Annotated in this window: 15 protein-coding genes; 10 read left to right on the top strand and 5 right to left on the bottom strand. The window is 32.7% G+C overall.

Features of this window, described 5'->3' with window-relative positions; translation table 11 throughout:
- Positions 1–2 precede the first annotated feature (2 nt).
- From CVD18_RS10840 to CVD18_RS10805, 8 genes are all read left to right on the top strand, one after another.
- Positions 3–815 (top strand): purine-nucleoside phosphorylase, encoded by an 813-nt coding sequence (locus CVD18_RS10840; protein WP_103865465.1) that lies wholly within the window; start codon positions 3–5, stop codon positions 813–815.
- A 93-nt stretch (positions 816–908) separates the two neighbouring features.
- Entirely contained in the window at positions 909–1,877 is a 969-nt protein-coding gene (gene arsM / locus CVD18_RS10835; RefSeq protein WP_103865464.1) for an arsenosugar biosynthesis arsenite methyltransferase ArsM, read from the top strand.
- 202 nt (positions 1,878–2,079) lie between these two features.
- On the top strand, positions 2,080–3,195 hold the full coding sequence (locus CVD18_RS10830) for an inorganic phosphate transporter (RefSeq protein WP_103865463.1): 1,116 nt from the start codon (positions 2,080–2,082) through the stop codon (positions 3,193–3,195).
- A gap of 304 nt (positions 3,196–3,499) precedes the next feature.
- Entirely contained in the window at positions 3,500–4,444 is a 945-nt protein-coding gene (locus CVD18_RS10825) for an AraC family transcriptional regulator (RefSeq protein ID WP_103865462.1), read from the top strand.
- Between the two features lie 146 nt (positions 4,445–4,590).
- Positions 4,591–5,748, top strand: coding sequence for a serine hydrolase (locus tag CVD18_RS10820; protein WP_158250435.1), 1,158 nt, complete (start codon positions 4,591–4,593; stop codon positions 5,746–5,748).
- Positions 5,749–5,880: 132 nt separating this feature from the next.
- Positions 5,881–6,774 (top strand): DUF547 domain-containing protein, encoded by an 894-nt coding sequence (locus CVD18_RS10815; RefSeq protein ID WP_103865460.1) that lies wholly within the window; start codon positions 5,881–5,883, stop codon positions 6,772–6,774.
- A gap of 305 nt (positions 6,775–7,079) precedes the next feature.
- Positions 7,080–7,790 (top strand): DUF547 domain-containing protein, encoded by a 711-nt coding sequence (locus CVD18_RS10810; RefSeq protein WP_103865459.1) that lies wholly within the window; start codon positions 7,080–7,082, stop codon positions 7,788–7,790.
- Between the two features lie 34 nt (positions 7,791–7,824).
- Complete coding sequence (locus CVD18_RS10805) at positions 7,825–8,541, top strand: TIGR04283 family arsenosugar biosynthesis glycosyltransferase (RefSeq protein WP_103865458.1); 717 nt, start codon at positions 7,825–7,827, stop codon at positions 8,539–8,541.
- A 201-nt stretch (positions 8,542–8,742) separates the two neighbouring features.
- On the opposite strand, the gene CVD18_RS10800 is transcribed toward CVD18_RS10805, so the two are convergent.
- The 4 genes from CVD18_RS10800 to CVD18_RS10785 all read right to left on the bottom strand — a co-directional run bounded on the left by CVD18_RS10800 (position 8,743) and on the right by CVD18_RS10785 (position 12,718).
- Complete coding sequence (locus CVD18_RS10800; protein WP_103865457.1) at positions 8,743–10,002, bottom strand: FtsQ-type POTRA domain-containing protein; 1,260 nt, start codon at positions 10,000–10,002, stop codon at positions 8,743–8,745.
- Positions 9,999–11,000 carry a glycoside hydrolase gene (locus tag CVD18_RS10795; protein WP_103865456.1) on the bottom strand — a complete coding sequence of 334 codons (1,002 nt, stop codon included), beginning with the start codon at positions 10,998–11,000 and terminating at the stop codon, positions 9,999–10,001. Before CVD18_RS10795 ends, CVD18_RS10800 begins: the two co-directional genes overlap by 4 nt.
- 32 nt (positions 11,001–11,032) lie before the next feature.
- Positions 11,033–11,905 (bottom strand): transporter, encoded by an 873-nt coding sequence (locus CVD18_RS10790; protein WP_103865455.1) that lies wholly within the window; start codon positions 11,903–11,905, stop codon positions 11,033–11,035.
- 102 nt (positions 11,906–12,007) lie between these two features.
- Complete coding sequence (locus tag CVD18_RS10785; protein WP_103865454.1) at positions 12,008–12,718, bottom strand: DUF547 domain-containing protein; 711 nt, start codon at positions 12,716–12,718, stop codon at positions 12,008–12,010.
- A 323-nt stretch (positions 12,719–13,041) separates the two neighbouring features.
- Between CVD18_RS10785 and CVD18_RS10780 the strand changes: the two genes are divergently transcribed.
- A complete protein-coding gene (locus CVD18_RS10780; RefSeq protein ID WP_103865453.1) occupies positions 13,042–14,343 on the top strand; it encodes an NAD(P)/FAD-dependent oxidoreductase in 1,302 nt (433 codons plus the stop codon).
- Between the two features lie 64 nt (positions 14,344–14,407).
- Positions 14,408–16,006, top strand: coding sequence for a 4Fe-4S dicluster domain-containing protein (locus CVD18_RS10775; RefSeq protein ID WP_103865452.1), 1,599 nt, complete (start codon positions 14,408–14,410; stop codon positions 16,004–16,006).
- A gap of 164 nt (positions 16,007–16,170) precedes the next feature.
- On the opposite strand, the gene CVD18_RS10770 is transcribed toward CVD18_RS10775, so the two are convergent.
- Positions 16,171–16,563 carry a hypothetical protein gene (locus CVD18_RS10770; RefSeq protein WP_103865451.1) on the bottom strand — a complete coding sequence of 131 codons (393 nt, stop codon included), beginning with the start codon at positions 16,561–16,563 and terminating at the stop codon, positions 16,171–16,173.
- Positions 16,564–16,965 lie beyond the last annotated feature (402 nt).

Below are 16,965 nucleotides of genomic sequence, written 5' to 3'. Positions count from 1 at the left end.
ACATGACCAAATACATCAAAGAAACTACAGAATTCCTTGAAGAAAAAGGATTCATAAACCCTGAAATCGGTATTATATTAGGAACTGGATTAGGGCAATTGATTAATGAAATAGAAATTATAAAAGAAGTAAGCTATAATCATATTCCTAACTTTCCAACTGCCACAGTAGAATTTCATAAGGGAAAATTAATTTATGGAAAATTAGAAGGCAAAAATGTCATAGTTATGCAAGGACGTTTTCATCTATATGAAGGATACTCACTTCAAGATGTAACCTATCCTGTACGTATTATGCATCAATTAGGTATTAAAACATTATTAGTTTCTAATGCATCTGGGGCTGTTAATCTCAATTTTAAAAAAGGAGAATTAATGCTTATAGATGATCATATCAATTTACAAGGTGGTTCTCCTCTTGCTTTTAAAGGAGTTGAACAATTAGGGAGTCGTTTTACAGATATGAGCGCACCTTATGATGCCAATATCAATTCAAAAATTGAAGCTATTGCCAAAGAAAAAAACATCAATTTACATAAAGGAGTATACGCTTCTGTAGTAGGACCTCAACTCGAAACTCGTGCAGAATATCGATATCTAAAAATTATTGGAGCTGATGCTGTAGGAATGAGTACTGTACCAGAGGTAATTGTTGCTAATCATTTGGATCTTCCTGTAGCGGCAGTATCTGTACTTACTGATGAGTGTGATCCTGAAAATCTTAAACCCATCAATATTGATGAGATTATTGCTATGGCTGGCAAAGCAGAACCAGAAATGATTGTATTATTCAAAGAACTCATACAATCCTTATAATTGCATAAAAGGTTCTCCTTTCACTTTCAACCCAATTAATTGCAACCCAAAATAACCGTTTCTTGTATTTACAGGAAAAACAAAAAATAACTTATGAGCTATTTAGACGCGACCCATAACCTATATAAAGAAGCTGCATTGACTCCCGATGTTGGTTTATGTTGCACGACTAATCCTATTTGGGAATTACCAGGTCTTAAAATTCCAAAAATAATGCAGGAAATGAATTATGGTTGTGGAAGTACAGTAAATGCACGTGACCTTACCAATACTCCAAAGGTTTTATATGTTGGCGTAGGGGGAGGTATGGAATTATTACAATTCTCTTACTTTTCTCGTCAGAAAGGCGGAGTTATTGGAGTTGATGTGGTAAACGAAATGTTGGAAGCTTCTCGTAAAAACTTTGTTGAAGCTGAAGCACAAAATGACTGGTTCAAAAGTGATTTTGTAGATCTTAGATATGGAGATGCTCTTCATCTTCCTGTAGAAGATAATAGTATTGATGTAGCAGCACAAAACTGCTTATTCAATATTTTTAAAGCAGAGGATTTAAAAAAAGCAATCAAAGAAATGTATCGAGTACTTAAACCACATGGTAGATTAGTAATGAGTGACCCTACCTGTGAGCAACCTATGAATGATACTCTGCGTAATGATGAACGCTTAAGGGCTTTATGCCTGAGTGGTAGTTTGCCTATTGCTGAATATGTAAAAGCATTGACCGATGTAGGCTTTGGTACTATAGAAATCAGAGCTAGAAAACCATATAGAATACTTGATCCCAAGCATTATGAAACAGATGAGCTTATTTATATAGAATCTATTGAAGTAGCCGCAATCAAAGATCCAATGCCAGAAGATGGCCCTTGTATATTCACAGGAAAAGCTGCTATATATTATGGTGATGAGGATTATTTTGATGACAAAAAAGGACATATCCTACTTCAAAATCAACCTATAGCTATTTGTGATAAAACAGCACAAGCTTTAGCAGATTTAAATAGAGATGATATATTCATCAGCAAATCAACATATCACTATGATGGAGGTGGGTGTTGCTAAAAATAACGACTAACTAACTATTTTTTTTGAGAAGTCGAAAGCCCATACCTGTTTTTGACTTCTCTTTTTATCACCCCAAAACTTACCCCTACAAAAATGCACACTACATTTTTGTTTTTCAATTCATGAAAATCATATACGAAGTAATCATCATCTGTCAACATAAACGACTATACATTAGAACTCTTAAAAAACCGTAAATATGACTTTGATTCTTCTTTTTATCGCCGCTTGCTTTCTAGCATATAGCAATGGTGCAAATGATAATTTTAAAGGAGTTGCAACCCTTTTTGGTAGCGGCACTACCAATTATAAAAAAGCTATAAACTGGGCTACAATAACAACTTTTACTGGTTCTGTAGCAGCTATCTTTTTAGCCGAAGAGCTCGTCAAGAATTTTTCAGGAAAAGGATTGGTGCCTGATGAATTGATCCAAATGCCCGTTTTTGCAATCTCTATTGCTCTAGGAGCTGCTTTTACTGTACTTATTGCTACAAAAATTGGAATGCCTATATCTACTACTCACAGTTTGGTAGGAGCACTGTTTGGGGCAGGGATAATGGCTATTGGTTCTGAATTTAACTTTATCAAATTAGGAAAAACATTCCTGATTCCTCTTATTGTAAGCCCCTTGATGGCTGCAATATTAAGCTTATTGACCTACATACTTTTTAGGTACATTAGAAAAAAATTAAACATCACAAAAAATAGTGGAATCTATGTTGACGAAAAACAAGATACAGAAACATTGGCTATAGCTTCACACCAAATGAGTGCAATACCCAAAAGTAAGGTTACAACAACAATTCACCATACTAAAACTGAAACGTATAACGGAAAACTATTAGGTATCAGTGCTCAAAAAGTATTGGATAGCTTGCATTATCTAAGTGCAGGGATCGTTAGTTTTGCTAGAGGCCTCAATGATACTCCAAAAATCGTTGGATTACTACTTATTATTAACACTCTAGATATAAAATGGGGAATGATTGCTGTAGCTACAACCATGGCTTTAGGGGGATTGATCAATGCTAAAAAAGTAGGAGTTATCATGAGTAAAAAAATCACTCCTATGAATTCGGGGCAAGGGTTTACGGCTAATATGATCACAGGATTATTAGTTACTACTGCTAGTATTCATGGTCTACCAGTATCAACCACTCATGTATCTGTTGGATCTATTTTTGGGATTGGCACAGTAACCAAAAAGGCAAATTATAAAATGGTTAGTAAAATACTCCTATCGTGGGTGCTTACGCTTCCTATAGCAGCTTTCATTAGTGGATTATTATTCAGAGCACTACAAAACATCCTATAGAGACATCTCTTTCATGTAGTGATTGATCTGGTTTTGATAAAAACAAAATCAGATCAATCACTATTACTAAGAGAAAAATAACTAGATTAGAAAAACGAAACAGTCAAATAACATAAACTTGTTACATAACTTTTCTCTTTTCGATTTACTTATTACCCTTGGTATTATACAAGGTATTATAACCAGTATTTTGTTATTTCGATCAAAAAGAAACGCTTACAGTAATCAATTTTTAGCTCTTGCAGTACTCTCTTTCTGTTTTTTATGCATAAAAACTCTTATACACACTCTTAATCTTTGGGAGATGTCTAGTTTTAGATATTTACCTATAGGAGTAGAGTTATTAATTGGCCCTTTGATATACTTGTATGTACGATCTCTTATAAATCCTACATTTCATTTTAGCAAAAAAAGCTGGTTGCATTTTGTCCCTTTTTTAATATCTCAAGCCTATGCTTTTATTGTCTATTACTTAACTTTGAGAGTTCCTAATTCACTTCAAAAGGATACCATTGCCTATTCTCTACATTTCGATACCGTAAAAACTTTTGAAGAATATCTGATTTTAATTTCTGTAATAATTTATCTAGCTATAAGTTATAAAGAACTGAATACTTATAAAAAGTGGCTACATAATTCGATCTCAGATAATACATACCCTAGTTTCAATTGGTTAAATAATATTTTTAGACTATCACTTCTTTTGGGTTTATTCTTACTCACTAATAATTTGCTAGATGTTTTTTTTAAATTACGAGAAACTCATATGTTTCATTGGGATGCCTTAATGGTTTATGTAGCTTTTTTAATTTATTACCTAGGGTTATCTGGATATTTACAGCCCGATTATACGTTTATAGGAAACCGTAAAAGAAGCAAAAAAAAGAATCAAGAAATCTCAGAAGTGAAAAAAAGAACTATTTCTAAAGAATTAAAACAGGCCATGGAAATTGATAAGGTTTTTCTTAATCCTACTCTTACTATTGACAAACTAGCTTCTATTGTAAATACTTCTTCCAAAAATTTATCCAGGGTTATCAATCAAGAATACAAAAAGAGCTTCAGAGATTTTATCAATGAATATCGTATCAATGAAGTTAAACATAAATTAAAAAGTAAAGACTACAAGTCTAAATCTATTTTGGGTATCGCTCTAGAATGCGGTTTTAATTCTGAAGCAAGTTTTTATAGGGTTTTTAAAAAGGTTACTCAAAAATCACCCAAAGATTTTATACAAGAGAACAAATAACTCTTTTTTTACTCTCAAAAAGCGTGTTTTAAGAGTTCTTTTATCTTCGCACTCTCTTATTATCACAAAGATTTACAGACCTTTACTACAAACCAACAGTAATCTTTTTATTTATAATTGGTATTACATCTAATTCTATGAAAAAAATGAGAATCTTTTTTATATCTACTTTCTTGATAATATCATACACTCTTTATTGGATTACCGAACCTTTTTGTATAAATCTCTTTACCCAAAATCCAGTTTCTATTATAGAAAATAAAACTGATTTTAAATGTAATGCATACAACACATTGATTAATCAAGGAGGTCATATTTTAGATTCAGTAATAAAATCAAAAGAGTTTTTAGGAGTCTCTGTTGGTGTATCTATTGATAGTTGCCAACCTTGGCTTGCTACTGCTGGTATTATAAATAAAAAAAGTAAGCAAAAACCAACTACACAAAGTTTGTTTAGAATTGCTTCTATCAGTAAGCCTATGACAGCTGTTGCCATATTACAGCTTTATGAAAAAGGAAAACTAAAATTAGATGTCCCTATTCAAACTTACTTACCAGAATTCCCTAAAAAAGAAAAAGGTGATATTACTATAAGGCAGCTACTACAACACACATCAGGAATTCCTCATTATAAATCAAAGATGGGAATATTTCATTTTAAAAACTATAACAATTGTACAGATGCTTTAAAAAGATTCAGCAACAAAAAACTAGTATTCAAACCAGGGACTTCTTTCTTATACTCTTCCTACGGATATACTATTTTAGGAGCTGTTATAGAGCAAGTATCTGGGTATTCTTATCAGGAGTATATGAAAAAGCATATTTGGATTCCTTCTGGAATGATAAATACCGATATTGAACAGACAAATATTACTTACAATAACAAGGCTGGCTTATATATTAAAACTGGAATAGGTTTTATAAGAAGTCCTAAAAACGATCTTAGTTATACATATTCTGGAGGAGGCATTATATCAACAGCCGAAGACATGCTCAAATTTGGAGAGGCAATCCTAGAGAATAAATTAATAAACTCTACGACCACTCAACTTATGATAGCTTTATCAAATAAAGAAATAACAAAGAAAGAATATACATTAGGATGGGATGTCTGGGCAAGCTCAAAACATCAAAAAGTTATTGAACATAGCGGTACACAAGTGGGGTCAAGTAGTTTTTTTAGAATTTACTTTGATAAAAGAGTGGTCGTGGTCTCGTTGGCAAACAATCTAAATTCTAGTGAACAAGTAAGAAATCTTACTATAAGATTAGCCAACCTAGTTATAGAAAACAAGTCATGACTATCATAAATGAATTAAATCCACAACACATTTATTATACTGAAATAATGCAAACTAGTTCAAAAAAATCTCTACATGCATAAAGGGTCATGCCTATTATTTCTATTTTAGTATTTTCCAGATAATTACCTTATGAGAAATCTACTTATTATCGTATTGATTTGTTTCTGCTCTGCTTGTGGTGGAAGCAAAAAAACTATTCAAAATACATCTCCCGAAAATGATATATCTCAGAAAAAAGAAATTCCGCCTCAGGTAACTACTCAGATTAAGGAAGAAGAAAAACCAGAAATTAGTATTGAAAAGACAGATTCTATTGAAGGTTCCCCAAAAATTATTAATTCTATTGTTTTAAACGAAACATCAAAAAACAATAGCGAAGCTTTTGATCATCATCTATGGAATGAGTTATTATCAAGGCATATATCTGAAAACGGTCTAGTGTATTACAAAGGTTTTAGACAGGAATATCAAATATTAAAAAAATATCTTGACGCATTAAGCAATCACACACCAACAGATCAATGGTCTGAAACAGATACATTAGCTTATTGGATGAATGTATATAATGCATTCACTATAAAACTGATTCTAGATAACTACCCTCTAAAAAGTATAAAAGACATTAAAAACCCTTGGGATTTGAGATTTTTTAAATTAGGAAATAAGTGGTACACTCTTAATGATATAGAACATGGAATTTTGAGAAAAATGGGAGATCCTAGAATTCATTTTGGAATCAATTGTGCCTCTTTCTCCTGTCCACCTCTTCTAGATAAAGCATTTACTTCTCAAAACGTGGATCAGGAACTTGAGCGATTAACAATTGCCTTTATCAATGATTCTAAACATAATATGATAGCCCCCAACAGTATTCAAATCTCAAAAATATTCACTTGGTTTTCCAAAGATTTTACCAAAAAAGGTTCTTTAATTCAGTTTCTGAATACATATTCTAAAACTCCCATTAACCCAAAAGCAAAAAAAAGCTTTAAAAAATATAATTGGAACTTAAATGAAAGTTAAAACAAGCGTTAAATTCATTTATCGAATACGTTAAAGTTAACTTAAAAAACATGGCAATATTTCCGACACCTCATAGCAACGCCAGAATCAACAAAACTCATAAATCATTAAAAACTACCACCTTAACTTCAAAAAAAGTTTCCCAAAAGTTTCCCATATAAGGCTTTTTTTCCTTCTCACAACTTTTCTTTATAAGATTAAAAAATAAACTTTTACTGTAAGTTCATTCTTTAATTTTCTACTAAAAACCTAAATCCTGAATTAACAATTTTATAATAAAAAAACAAAATCAAAAATTTAAACAGATGAAAACCCCACTATATATAATAACACTAATTACATTACTGTATACTCAAGTACATTCTCAAACTAATTTTGATCATAGCACATGGGATCAAGCCTTATTACTCAATGTTTCTGAAGAAGGAAAAGTAGACTATAATGGTTTTATGAGAGATAGTTCACAACTCTATAAGTATTTTAAGCAACTTTCTCAAAATCCACCTCAAGAAAATTGGTCTCGTGAGGAAAAACTAGCATATTGGATCAATGCATACAATGCATATACAATCAAGCTTGTTATTGATAGTTACCCCCTAAAAAGCATTAAAGATCTAGAGGATCCATGGGGGAAAAAATTCTTTAAAATTAAAAACGAATGGCACAGTTTGGGAGACTTAGAACATAAGATTCTAAGAAAGTTTGGAGACCCCAGAATTCACTTTGCTATTAATTGTGCTTCCTTCTCTTGTCCAGTAGTATGGAATAGAGCGTATACAGGAAGTAATGTTAATGAAGCTTTGGATACACAAGCTGAAAAATTTATCAATGACCCTACCAGAAATACAATTACCAACGAAGTAGTAAAAATTTCAAAAATATTCACTTGGTATAAAAAGGATTTCAAAGTAAATGGAGGTGACGTTAAAGACTTCATTAACAGATATGCCTCAGTAAAAATTGAGAAGCAATCAAAAAAAGGATATAAAGAATATGATTGGAGCTTAAATGAGTAAATTTACCATATAACCGAACCTTTATTTACTAGCATTGAAAATATCTATTATCATTCCTATTCTTAATGAATCAGAAATTATTGGTAAACTTATCTCTATTCTAATACAATCTTCTTTTTCTAGAAAGAATATTCAAGAAATTCTAATTGTAGATGGAGGTAGTACAGATAGATCTAAAGATATTATAGATACACTTGCTAGTCAAGAAACAACAACAATCAAATTTATACCATCACAAAAAGGGCGAGCCAAACAATTAAATACTGGAGCGCGTATGGCACAAGGAGACATCCTGTATTTTCTACATGCAGATTCTTATCCCCCAGAAGGGTATGATAATGATATCATACAAGAAGTCAAAAAAGGGAATAATGCAGGATGTTTCAGAATGAAATTTGACTCCAATCATTGGTGGTTACGTTTTCTTGGGTGGTTGACTCAATTTCATAGCAAACGATGTCGAGGTGGGGATCAAAGCCAATTTATAACCACCTCTTTGTTTAAACAAATTGATGGCTATGATGAGTCATTTATTGTTTATGAAGATAATGATCTTGTTGAACGTCTTTTTGCCATACAACAGTTTGTGATAATTCCTAAAAACGTAATCACTTCTGCCAGACGTTATAAAGAAATAGGCATATGGCGTTTACAGTATTATTTTTTAAATATCCATATGCGTAAATGGATGGGAGCTTCTCCTGAAAAGTTATATCGATATTATAAGAAAAAAGTAGGGTCTATAAATTAAAGGATCACAAATACCGTATATTATTACTCCTAACTTAAAAACACTAGATACATATTCTCAAGGTTTAAAAAATAAACACGGTATAATGTTTCATCAAATTTTAGGACAGCACCATTACAGTTAATTTGAAAAACACAAGATTGGGACTATATTTTGTTGCCGTTTTGAATTGTTATAAGTTCTCTATATGTACAAAGTAGATTAAAAATACTGCCCAATTCCAAATACAAATCCATTAGTAGAATTATCTGTAACCCCGTATCCATAATCAATCCTGAAAATAGCGTTAAAAATTCGTTTATGCATAAATCGAAGTCCTACCCCTGGATATAATCTAAAGTTTTGAGTATCTCCAAAATCTCCAAAGTCTCCTCCTGGATTACGCCAGCTTCCACCATCGATAAAAACATTACTTTGCAATACAAACCAATCTTTCTCATACAACGTTTGCCTATATTCTGTATTAAGAACAATAACTCCCGTTCCTCTGTCGATCGTATTACCTACACCTCTTATATTTAAATTATTATCTACTGCAAAAGGAGCAAAAGGAGAATTATCATTGGTTGCCAACCCTAAACGTAATCGCGAAGCCCAGTTTCCTTTCTTACCAATCCTATGATAATACAAGAAATCATTCCACCCAATAATAAAATCAGGCAACACATTCTCGGTACTAATCACGTACTGCATATTCAAGGTACTTTTGAACCCTGATACGTATTGATAATCATAATCTAGATTATCATATTCATAAATCAATTTATACAGTAATTTGTTTACATCAAAATCTTGCGGAATTCCTTCTGCTGTTGCGCCAAATTTATATTCATAATCTTCATTAAAATAATTTACTCCTAACTCAATCCGATTTTGAAAATTAAATTGATATAATCCCAAAATCTCATAGGATGTATTATTATACTTATAATCTGCTGTACCGTTTTCTAAAAATACTGGCTCCTGAGTAGTAAGATTACTATAATTAAAAGCAACTCCTAATTTCTTATTAAACAAAAATGGAGCTCTTAGGTTTGCTCCATAAGAACTATAAACATCATGTTGGTAAATTCCTCCAAGTGTAATGTTACGTCCCAATAAATTAAATTCATACAATCCTAGTCTAAATGCAAATTCATCATCATTGGTTGTATAAATATTTGCAGAGGGAATGATCGTAAAATTCTCTTCTACACCATAAACTACTTCATATCCCTCTTCTTTTTCATGCACTTGATAATATGCATGCGCAATAGAAGGTAATCTCTTTAGTCTCTTTATATCTTCCTCTATCTGTAAAGAATCCAAAGTCTTACCTTTCTCGATATTGGTGAGTTTGGTAATTGCAGAAGTTCTAGTTTTATGGTTTCCTTGAATGCGAATTTCTGATATTATTTTACTTTGCCCAAAACTCAAACAAGTAGCAAAAAAAACTAAAGTAACAAAAGGATAAAAATTCATTGGTTTATGGAGTAAAACTCTTTTATGAGTTGTTCTGATGGTTTGTTTTGTATTGTAAATCTGTTATTATCTGCTCCTCCTACTTCACTGTGGTTGTGATACCATTTCCAAAGGAATCCTCCTGCAAACCAGGGTTCATTCCAGAATTCTTGATATATGGCTGTCAAAGCATTCTCTTGCCCCTGCAAGTCAATATTACCTTCTAATCGATTAGAGTCCCATGGTTCTTTGGCTGTATAATACACACTGCGATATCCGTACTCAGTAAACAGTACTTGTTTTTTGATCTTTGTATGCAATGCAACAATAGCATTTTTATGCTTTTGCCAACCTTTTTGAAGCTCTTCTACATTGGGTGTTTTACTTTGTGATAAGGGAAAATAAGCATCAATCCCTATATAGTCCAATTGATCCCAAAAAGGAACCTTTGTATATTGGTCCCAATTCTCTGCATACGTTAATTTACCCTTGTATATTGTTTTTATTTTTGGAATGAGCTGATTCCAAAAATCAGTTCTTTTCTGAACAAATGTATGTAGCTCGGTACCAATACAGAATATAGGAGTATTCATTTCTTCTGCTAGTTCTGCATAGAATATGATAAATTCTTCATATGATTTTTCTAGTGTTTTCCAATCCTCTTCAGAGGTCATATTAATATCACCAGTAAACTTACCATGCCACACCCAAATATGAGGTTTTAGCATTACATTAATCTCTCTGTTCTGTAGTAATTCAATTGTTTTTTTTGCTCCATCTCTTCGCTCTCCCCACCATTGTCGATCCATATTAAATACTATTTTGGGAGTATCTAAGCTTTTAATAAACCCAAAAGGCATAACCGCTGCCCAATTGGCATTTACATTTACTATGGGGTCAATTGTTGCTGCTGTAATCTCATTAGGTGCGCCTACAAAACTTACTCCATTGATCTTTGGATGTTGTCCTGAGCAGGCACAAACAATAAAAGACAACAGCAGTAAAAAAAGATGTTTCATTCTATTTTTTTACTGCTGAAAATACGATTTTATTAGAATACTGCTCTTAATCCTATATTAAAAGTTTCTCCTAAACCAGTATTACGACCATCTACAAAGTTGGTATATAATGCTTCTATATTTAATTGCTTTGTCAGTTGATACTTGGCTCCTCCTCCTAGAGCTGTAAAATTCTGATCAAAATCGTTGCCTAGATCTATTAACTCAGAATGTTGAGCCAAGGCTAGGATCGTAAATTTTGAACTAGGAAAATAACTAAAGAACACTCCAGGAGTGAGCCTAAGACTATTATTTGCAAAACTATCCTCTTCTTTTCCAAAGTTTAATTCAGAATTCAACTCTCCAAAAACTTGAAATTTATTTCCAGGAAATGTATAATCATAAAAGAATCTGTTCTGCCAGATAAATCCATTTTGATCTAGAAAAACTCCATTTTCAGACTCATTATCTACCAATGGAATAAAGAAAGAACTCTGTACAGAGAAATTATTTATTTTTTCAAAAGGAACAAACTTCACAGAAGGTGCTATAGAAGTCAATCCTGATCTTGCAGTAGTACTTTCTCCATCAAACTTAAAAACATCTAGAGCATCTCTATCTCCTACTACATTTGATCTAAACTCAAGAATAGCTCCTACATTCCATCGTTTATTATTTCCTATTCCTGTATATCCTTCTAAGGTTGAAGTAAAGAATGTTTGTCTAGGCTCGTCTCCCTCACTAAAAGTACTTTCTGTCTGCGTATATAAGTTATTAAACCATTTGATATCAAACTGGCCTTTTCCTATAAGTTTTGAGGGAGTTAATGTTTGAATCACCGATCCTTGATCCTCTTCATCCTGCGCAAATCCTATAGCTAGAACAAAAAGACTTATTGTTGCTAGTATTACTTTTTTTGTATTCATTCTTTCAATTTTTAGTTATAAACATTCCCTCAAGATTTCTTTTTCTAAAAAACCTTGATAAGAAACCTTTATTTGGCATTAATTCTTTTTAAAAAATAAGGGTTATTTAATTCGATTTAAACTCCAGTCATACGTATAATATGACACCTTTGCTTTGGTAGAAATCTTCTCTTTTCTAAATTTATTTATATAGTCTACCTCTGATCCTTCTCTGGTAAAATCTACTTTGTACCATTCAAAAATCTGTGATAATTGCACTTTATTACCTTTTACTCTAATAAAGTTTGGGTTATTAAGAGCTTTAACTGTTTGGCGTTGCAATTGACTGTCTAAAGTTCCAGGTTTATACGCCGCTCCTATAATCGGGGGGCATCCCAACCCTGCGCATACCAATACAAAATGAAAACGCGCTTCATTAGGAAATTTTTTACGCAGTAATTTATTCTCCAAATCATTGAGCGTTGTCTTCTTACCTGCCAGCGTATAGGTTGTTTTATCAAAAAACCCTTTGATATCCAAAGGAGATTTGACTGGGTACTTATCTACAATCCCTTTTATTACTGCTAGGTTATACGCATTAATATAAAACGCTTGATAGGTCTTGGGGGAACCTGTCGTTACTTTTGCACTTGCTGCCATAGTAAGCAACTCATCTAATAAAGATGGGTCGCTTTTTATACTTTTATAATCTATTCTACCATTAGACACATAGGTTTTAAAAAAGTGATCTGCTTTAGTAAAAAAAGTAGTATTACTTTGCGAAAACCCAAACTGAATCAAAATAAGAAATGTTATAACTGTTATATTTTTCATAAAATACTGTATCAATTTTAATATCGAAGGAGTATACACTATTGAAGACTCCTTCGATATATTTTAAGTTTTATCATATCATTATCATAATGATGGTCATTCAGTCGAATTCAAAATCACCTTCTTACAAACAACTTTAGAATTTATTCTTTATCCATGAATAGAAAAACTGGTACGATAAAAAACCCCACTCCTTACAGAACCCCTTGTTTTTAGACTGATTCTAAATTATTTCAGCTCATTAAGTTCTTATATTTATATACGACATACTTACCAAGAAGACTCACTTCTTTATAACTATTGACAACCAACAGATACCTTTTATGGAACATATTATAATTATTGGAAATGGAATTTCAGGGGTTACCGCAGCCAGACATATTCGTAAAATGTCTGATAAACGTATTACCATTATTTCTGCAGAGACTGATTATTTCTTTTCTCGTACAGCATTGATGTACATTTATATGGGACATATGAAGTTTGAACACACACAACCTTATGAAAACTGGTTTTGGAAAAAGAATAGAATTGAACTCAAAAGTGGTTTTGTATCTACTATAAATCATCAATCAAATGAACTTGTTTTAGCTGATGGAGAAGTCATGTCTTATGACAAACTCATCCTTGCAGTAGGTTCTAAACCCAATAAGTTTGGTTGGCCAGGACAAGATTTAGATGGTGTAATAGGGATGTATCATAAACAAGATTTAGAAAAACTTGAAGAATACGCACCGAATAATAAAACATGTAAGCGCGCAGTAATTGTAGGAGGAGGATTAATAGGTATAGAATTGGCCGAAATGTTACATTCTCGTAATATACCTGTTACATTTCTTGTACGAGAAAAAAGCTTTTGGGATGGCGTATTACCCGCAGGAGAGAGTGCAATGATCAACAGGCATATTCAAAACCATCATATTGATCTAAGGTTAGGAGTAAATCTAAAAGAAATAGTTGCTGATAGTACTAGCAAAGTTAAATCGGTAATCATACAAGAAACAGGAGAAGTTATTGACTGTGATGTTGTTGGACTAACGGCTGGTGTATCTCCAAATATAAATTTCCTAAAAGATGCTGGAATAGAACTAGGTCGTGGTATAAAAGTAAATCGTTTTTTGGAAACTAATATTCCTACTATTTATGCAATTGGTGATTGTGCAGAACAACATGAGGCTATTGGTAACCGACGACCTATTGAAGCTGTATGGTATACTGGTAGAATGATGGGAGAAACATTGGCTCAAACTATTTGTGGCAATAGAACAGCATATAAACCTGGACATTGGTTTAATAGTGCCAAGTTTTTGGATATAGAATATCAAACCTATGGATGGGTATTTGCCAATCCTAAGGAATTTGAACAACAGTTCCATTGGATACATACCGATGACACCAAATGTATTACCATATCATACCACAAAGAAACTAGTGAATTTTTAGGAATCAATACTTTCGGAATCAGAATGCGCCATGAAGTTTTTGATCGTTGGCTTACCGAAAAAAGAGATGTAAATTATGTAATGCAACATCTTGCTGATGCTAATTTTGACCCAGAATTGTACGCCACTCATGAACCTGCTATTCTTACATCTTATAAAAAATCACAACTTCAATCTGCTTAAAAAATAAAATTATAGACTTCAATTTCTCACAAGGAAACAAAGAGGTCTCATCAAAAAAAATGTTATGAGTAATAAATTAAATCATAGTATGTCTCTTGCAAGTCCTGATACCCCAGGGATTCCAATTCAACAAAAAATTGCTTTGGCTACAGGCTTGATCGGATTTTTTATCCTTATTCTAGCCATGTTTAACACCGACTTCCCTAATCAAGGTTTGTTTCTAACACTGTCTTTGGTATTAATCACTGCTGGAATTGTACTATATGCGAATAACGCATACTTAAAAAAATTAAAAGGAATCAAAAATGATGGTGTCTGGTTTAAGTCTATCTCTTCCAGAGGTGTTATAGGCTGGCTTACTGGTGTAGGGCTAACCGCTTTTTATATTGTCTTATATTTTAAGGCTGAGCTTCTTGGATTAGGATCCAATGGACAGGCTAATACGGGATTAGTTGCTCTATTTGATCCTTTGAGCAGAGCATTAAGTGGCAACCCTGCAAGCCAATGGTTTGTCTACGGAACTCTATATACTATTGCAATAATCGCTTTTGGATATAAGTTTATATTAAAATACAGACATAATCGCTATCAACAGATACGTACAGTTTCTGTCATATTTTTCCAGCTGGGTTTTGCTTTTCTCATTCCTGAATTTATGGCACGATTAAACTCTGACTCATTCAAATTGCCATATTATGATTTAAAAAATGTTTGGCCGCTTAATTATTATAATTTTGAACAGTATAGAATTGATGAATTCATTAATGCAGGTAATATAGGTTTGGCATTATTAATCTTTGGTGTTGCTTCTATCTTTATTATCACGCCAATTCTTACTTACAAGTTCGGAAAAAGATGGTATTGCTCTTGGGTATGCGGATGTGGTGGCCTCGCAGAAACTGCTGGGGATTCTTTTAGACAATTATCAAGTAAAAAACTAAGTGCATGGAAAATAGAGCGCTGGTTGATTCATACAGTTTTGGTATTCTCTGTAATCATGACTACCGCAGTAGTATACACCTATTTAGGATATGATCCCAATAAATATTGGTTGACCAAAGAGGTTTTTCTTTTTAGTGTAGCTGGTTTTCTAACATTTATTTTTGCTGGAGTTATGATCTTTAAAAGAAAAGAACTTGGCAAAGATGCTCAATACGGGGCTATAGGATATTTTGTTACTATTATTCTACTAATTGGTATTCATATTTTTGGTGATGGAGGAAAAATATTCTTTATCAAAGCAGAAACACTACGATCTACTTACGGATTTGCAATAGGCTCAATATTTTCTGGTGTGATCGGTACCGGTTTCTACCCTATTCTTGGTAATCGCGCATGGTGTAGATTTGGTTGCCCTATGGCTGCAATTTTAGGGTTTCAACAACGATTGTTTTCTAAATTCAGAATTACTACCAATGGTGGGCAATGCATCTCTTGTGGTAACTGCTCTACCTATTGTGAAATGGGGATCGATGTGCGATCTTATGCCCAAAAAGGTGAAAACATTGTACGATCTAGCTGTGTTGGCTGTGGTGTTTGTTCTGCCGTTTGTCCTCGTGGGGTTTTAAAATTAGAAAATGACGGATTAGAAGGTAGAATTAATTCTAACGAAATCTTATTAGGGAATGATGTTGATTTAATGGATTTTGTAAATAAAAAGTAATAGTACCACTCAGAGACCACAACCTTTTATATAGTAATACATTGATTCTATAAATCATTTATTTCTAATAATAGATAAAAATAATTTTAAAAATAAAAAATGCTCCAGAACATAAAATCTGGAGCATTTTGCAACTTCTACTTATTATACAGTTAAAGCACTATTTAATGTCTTCTAATAATCCATGCATTATTAAGTCTAGAGGAACAACTAAAATTTGTAGTTTGTCCAACAATCACATAACCACTTGGAAGTGGAGAAGACTTACATATGGTCTCTCTGCTCCCAGGTTTTTTTATAGTCCATGCATTGTCAAGCCTAGAGGAACAACTAAAATTTGTAGTTTGCCCTGTAATTACATAACCATCTGGAAAGGGTGAGGATTTACATATGGTCTCTCTATTTTCAGGTTTTTTTATAGTCCATGCATTGTCAAGCCTAGAGGAACAACTAAAATTTGTAGTTTGTCCTGTAATTACATAACCATCTGGAAAGGGTGAGGATTTACATATGGTCTCTCTATTTTCAGGCCTTTTAATTCTCCAGGCATTATTCAAACTAGACGAACAACTGAAATTTGTGGTTTGCCCAACGATTACATACCCACTTGGAAGTGGTGAAGATTTACATATTGTAATAATAGAAGATTTCTCCTGATTTAAATTTTCTTTTAATTCTTTACTTAGTACTTCTTTATTTCCTTCTAATTCTTTTAGATCATTTAGGCTATCATCCTGAGCACAAGATAAAAAAAGAAGTAATACTGAATAAAAAGGCTATATTCTACTATATGACTGATTCAGTTGTTGTTTTCCAAATTTGCCATGCATTTTGTCCAGCAAGGGCATAGTAGGCAAAGGATTTGAGACGTTGGTTATTCTCTTTTATGCGTTCCAAGACCATAAACCAGTTCATATAATTCTGTAGATATTTAGTTGCCACTCCATTAAATGGTTTCA

Source organism: Aquimarina sp. I32.4, from assembly GCF_002924285.1.
Classification (GTDB): domain Bacteria; phylum Bacteroidota; class Bacteroidia; order Flavobacteriales; family Flavobacteriaceae; genus Aquimarina.
The sequence above is the reverse complement of the archived record's forward strand: the minus strand, read 5'-3'. Positions and strand labels throughout refer to the sequence as shown.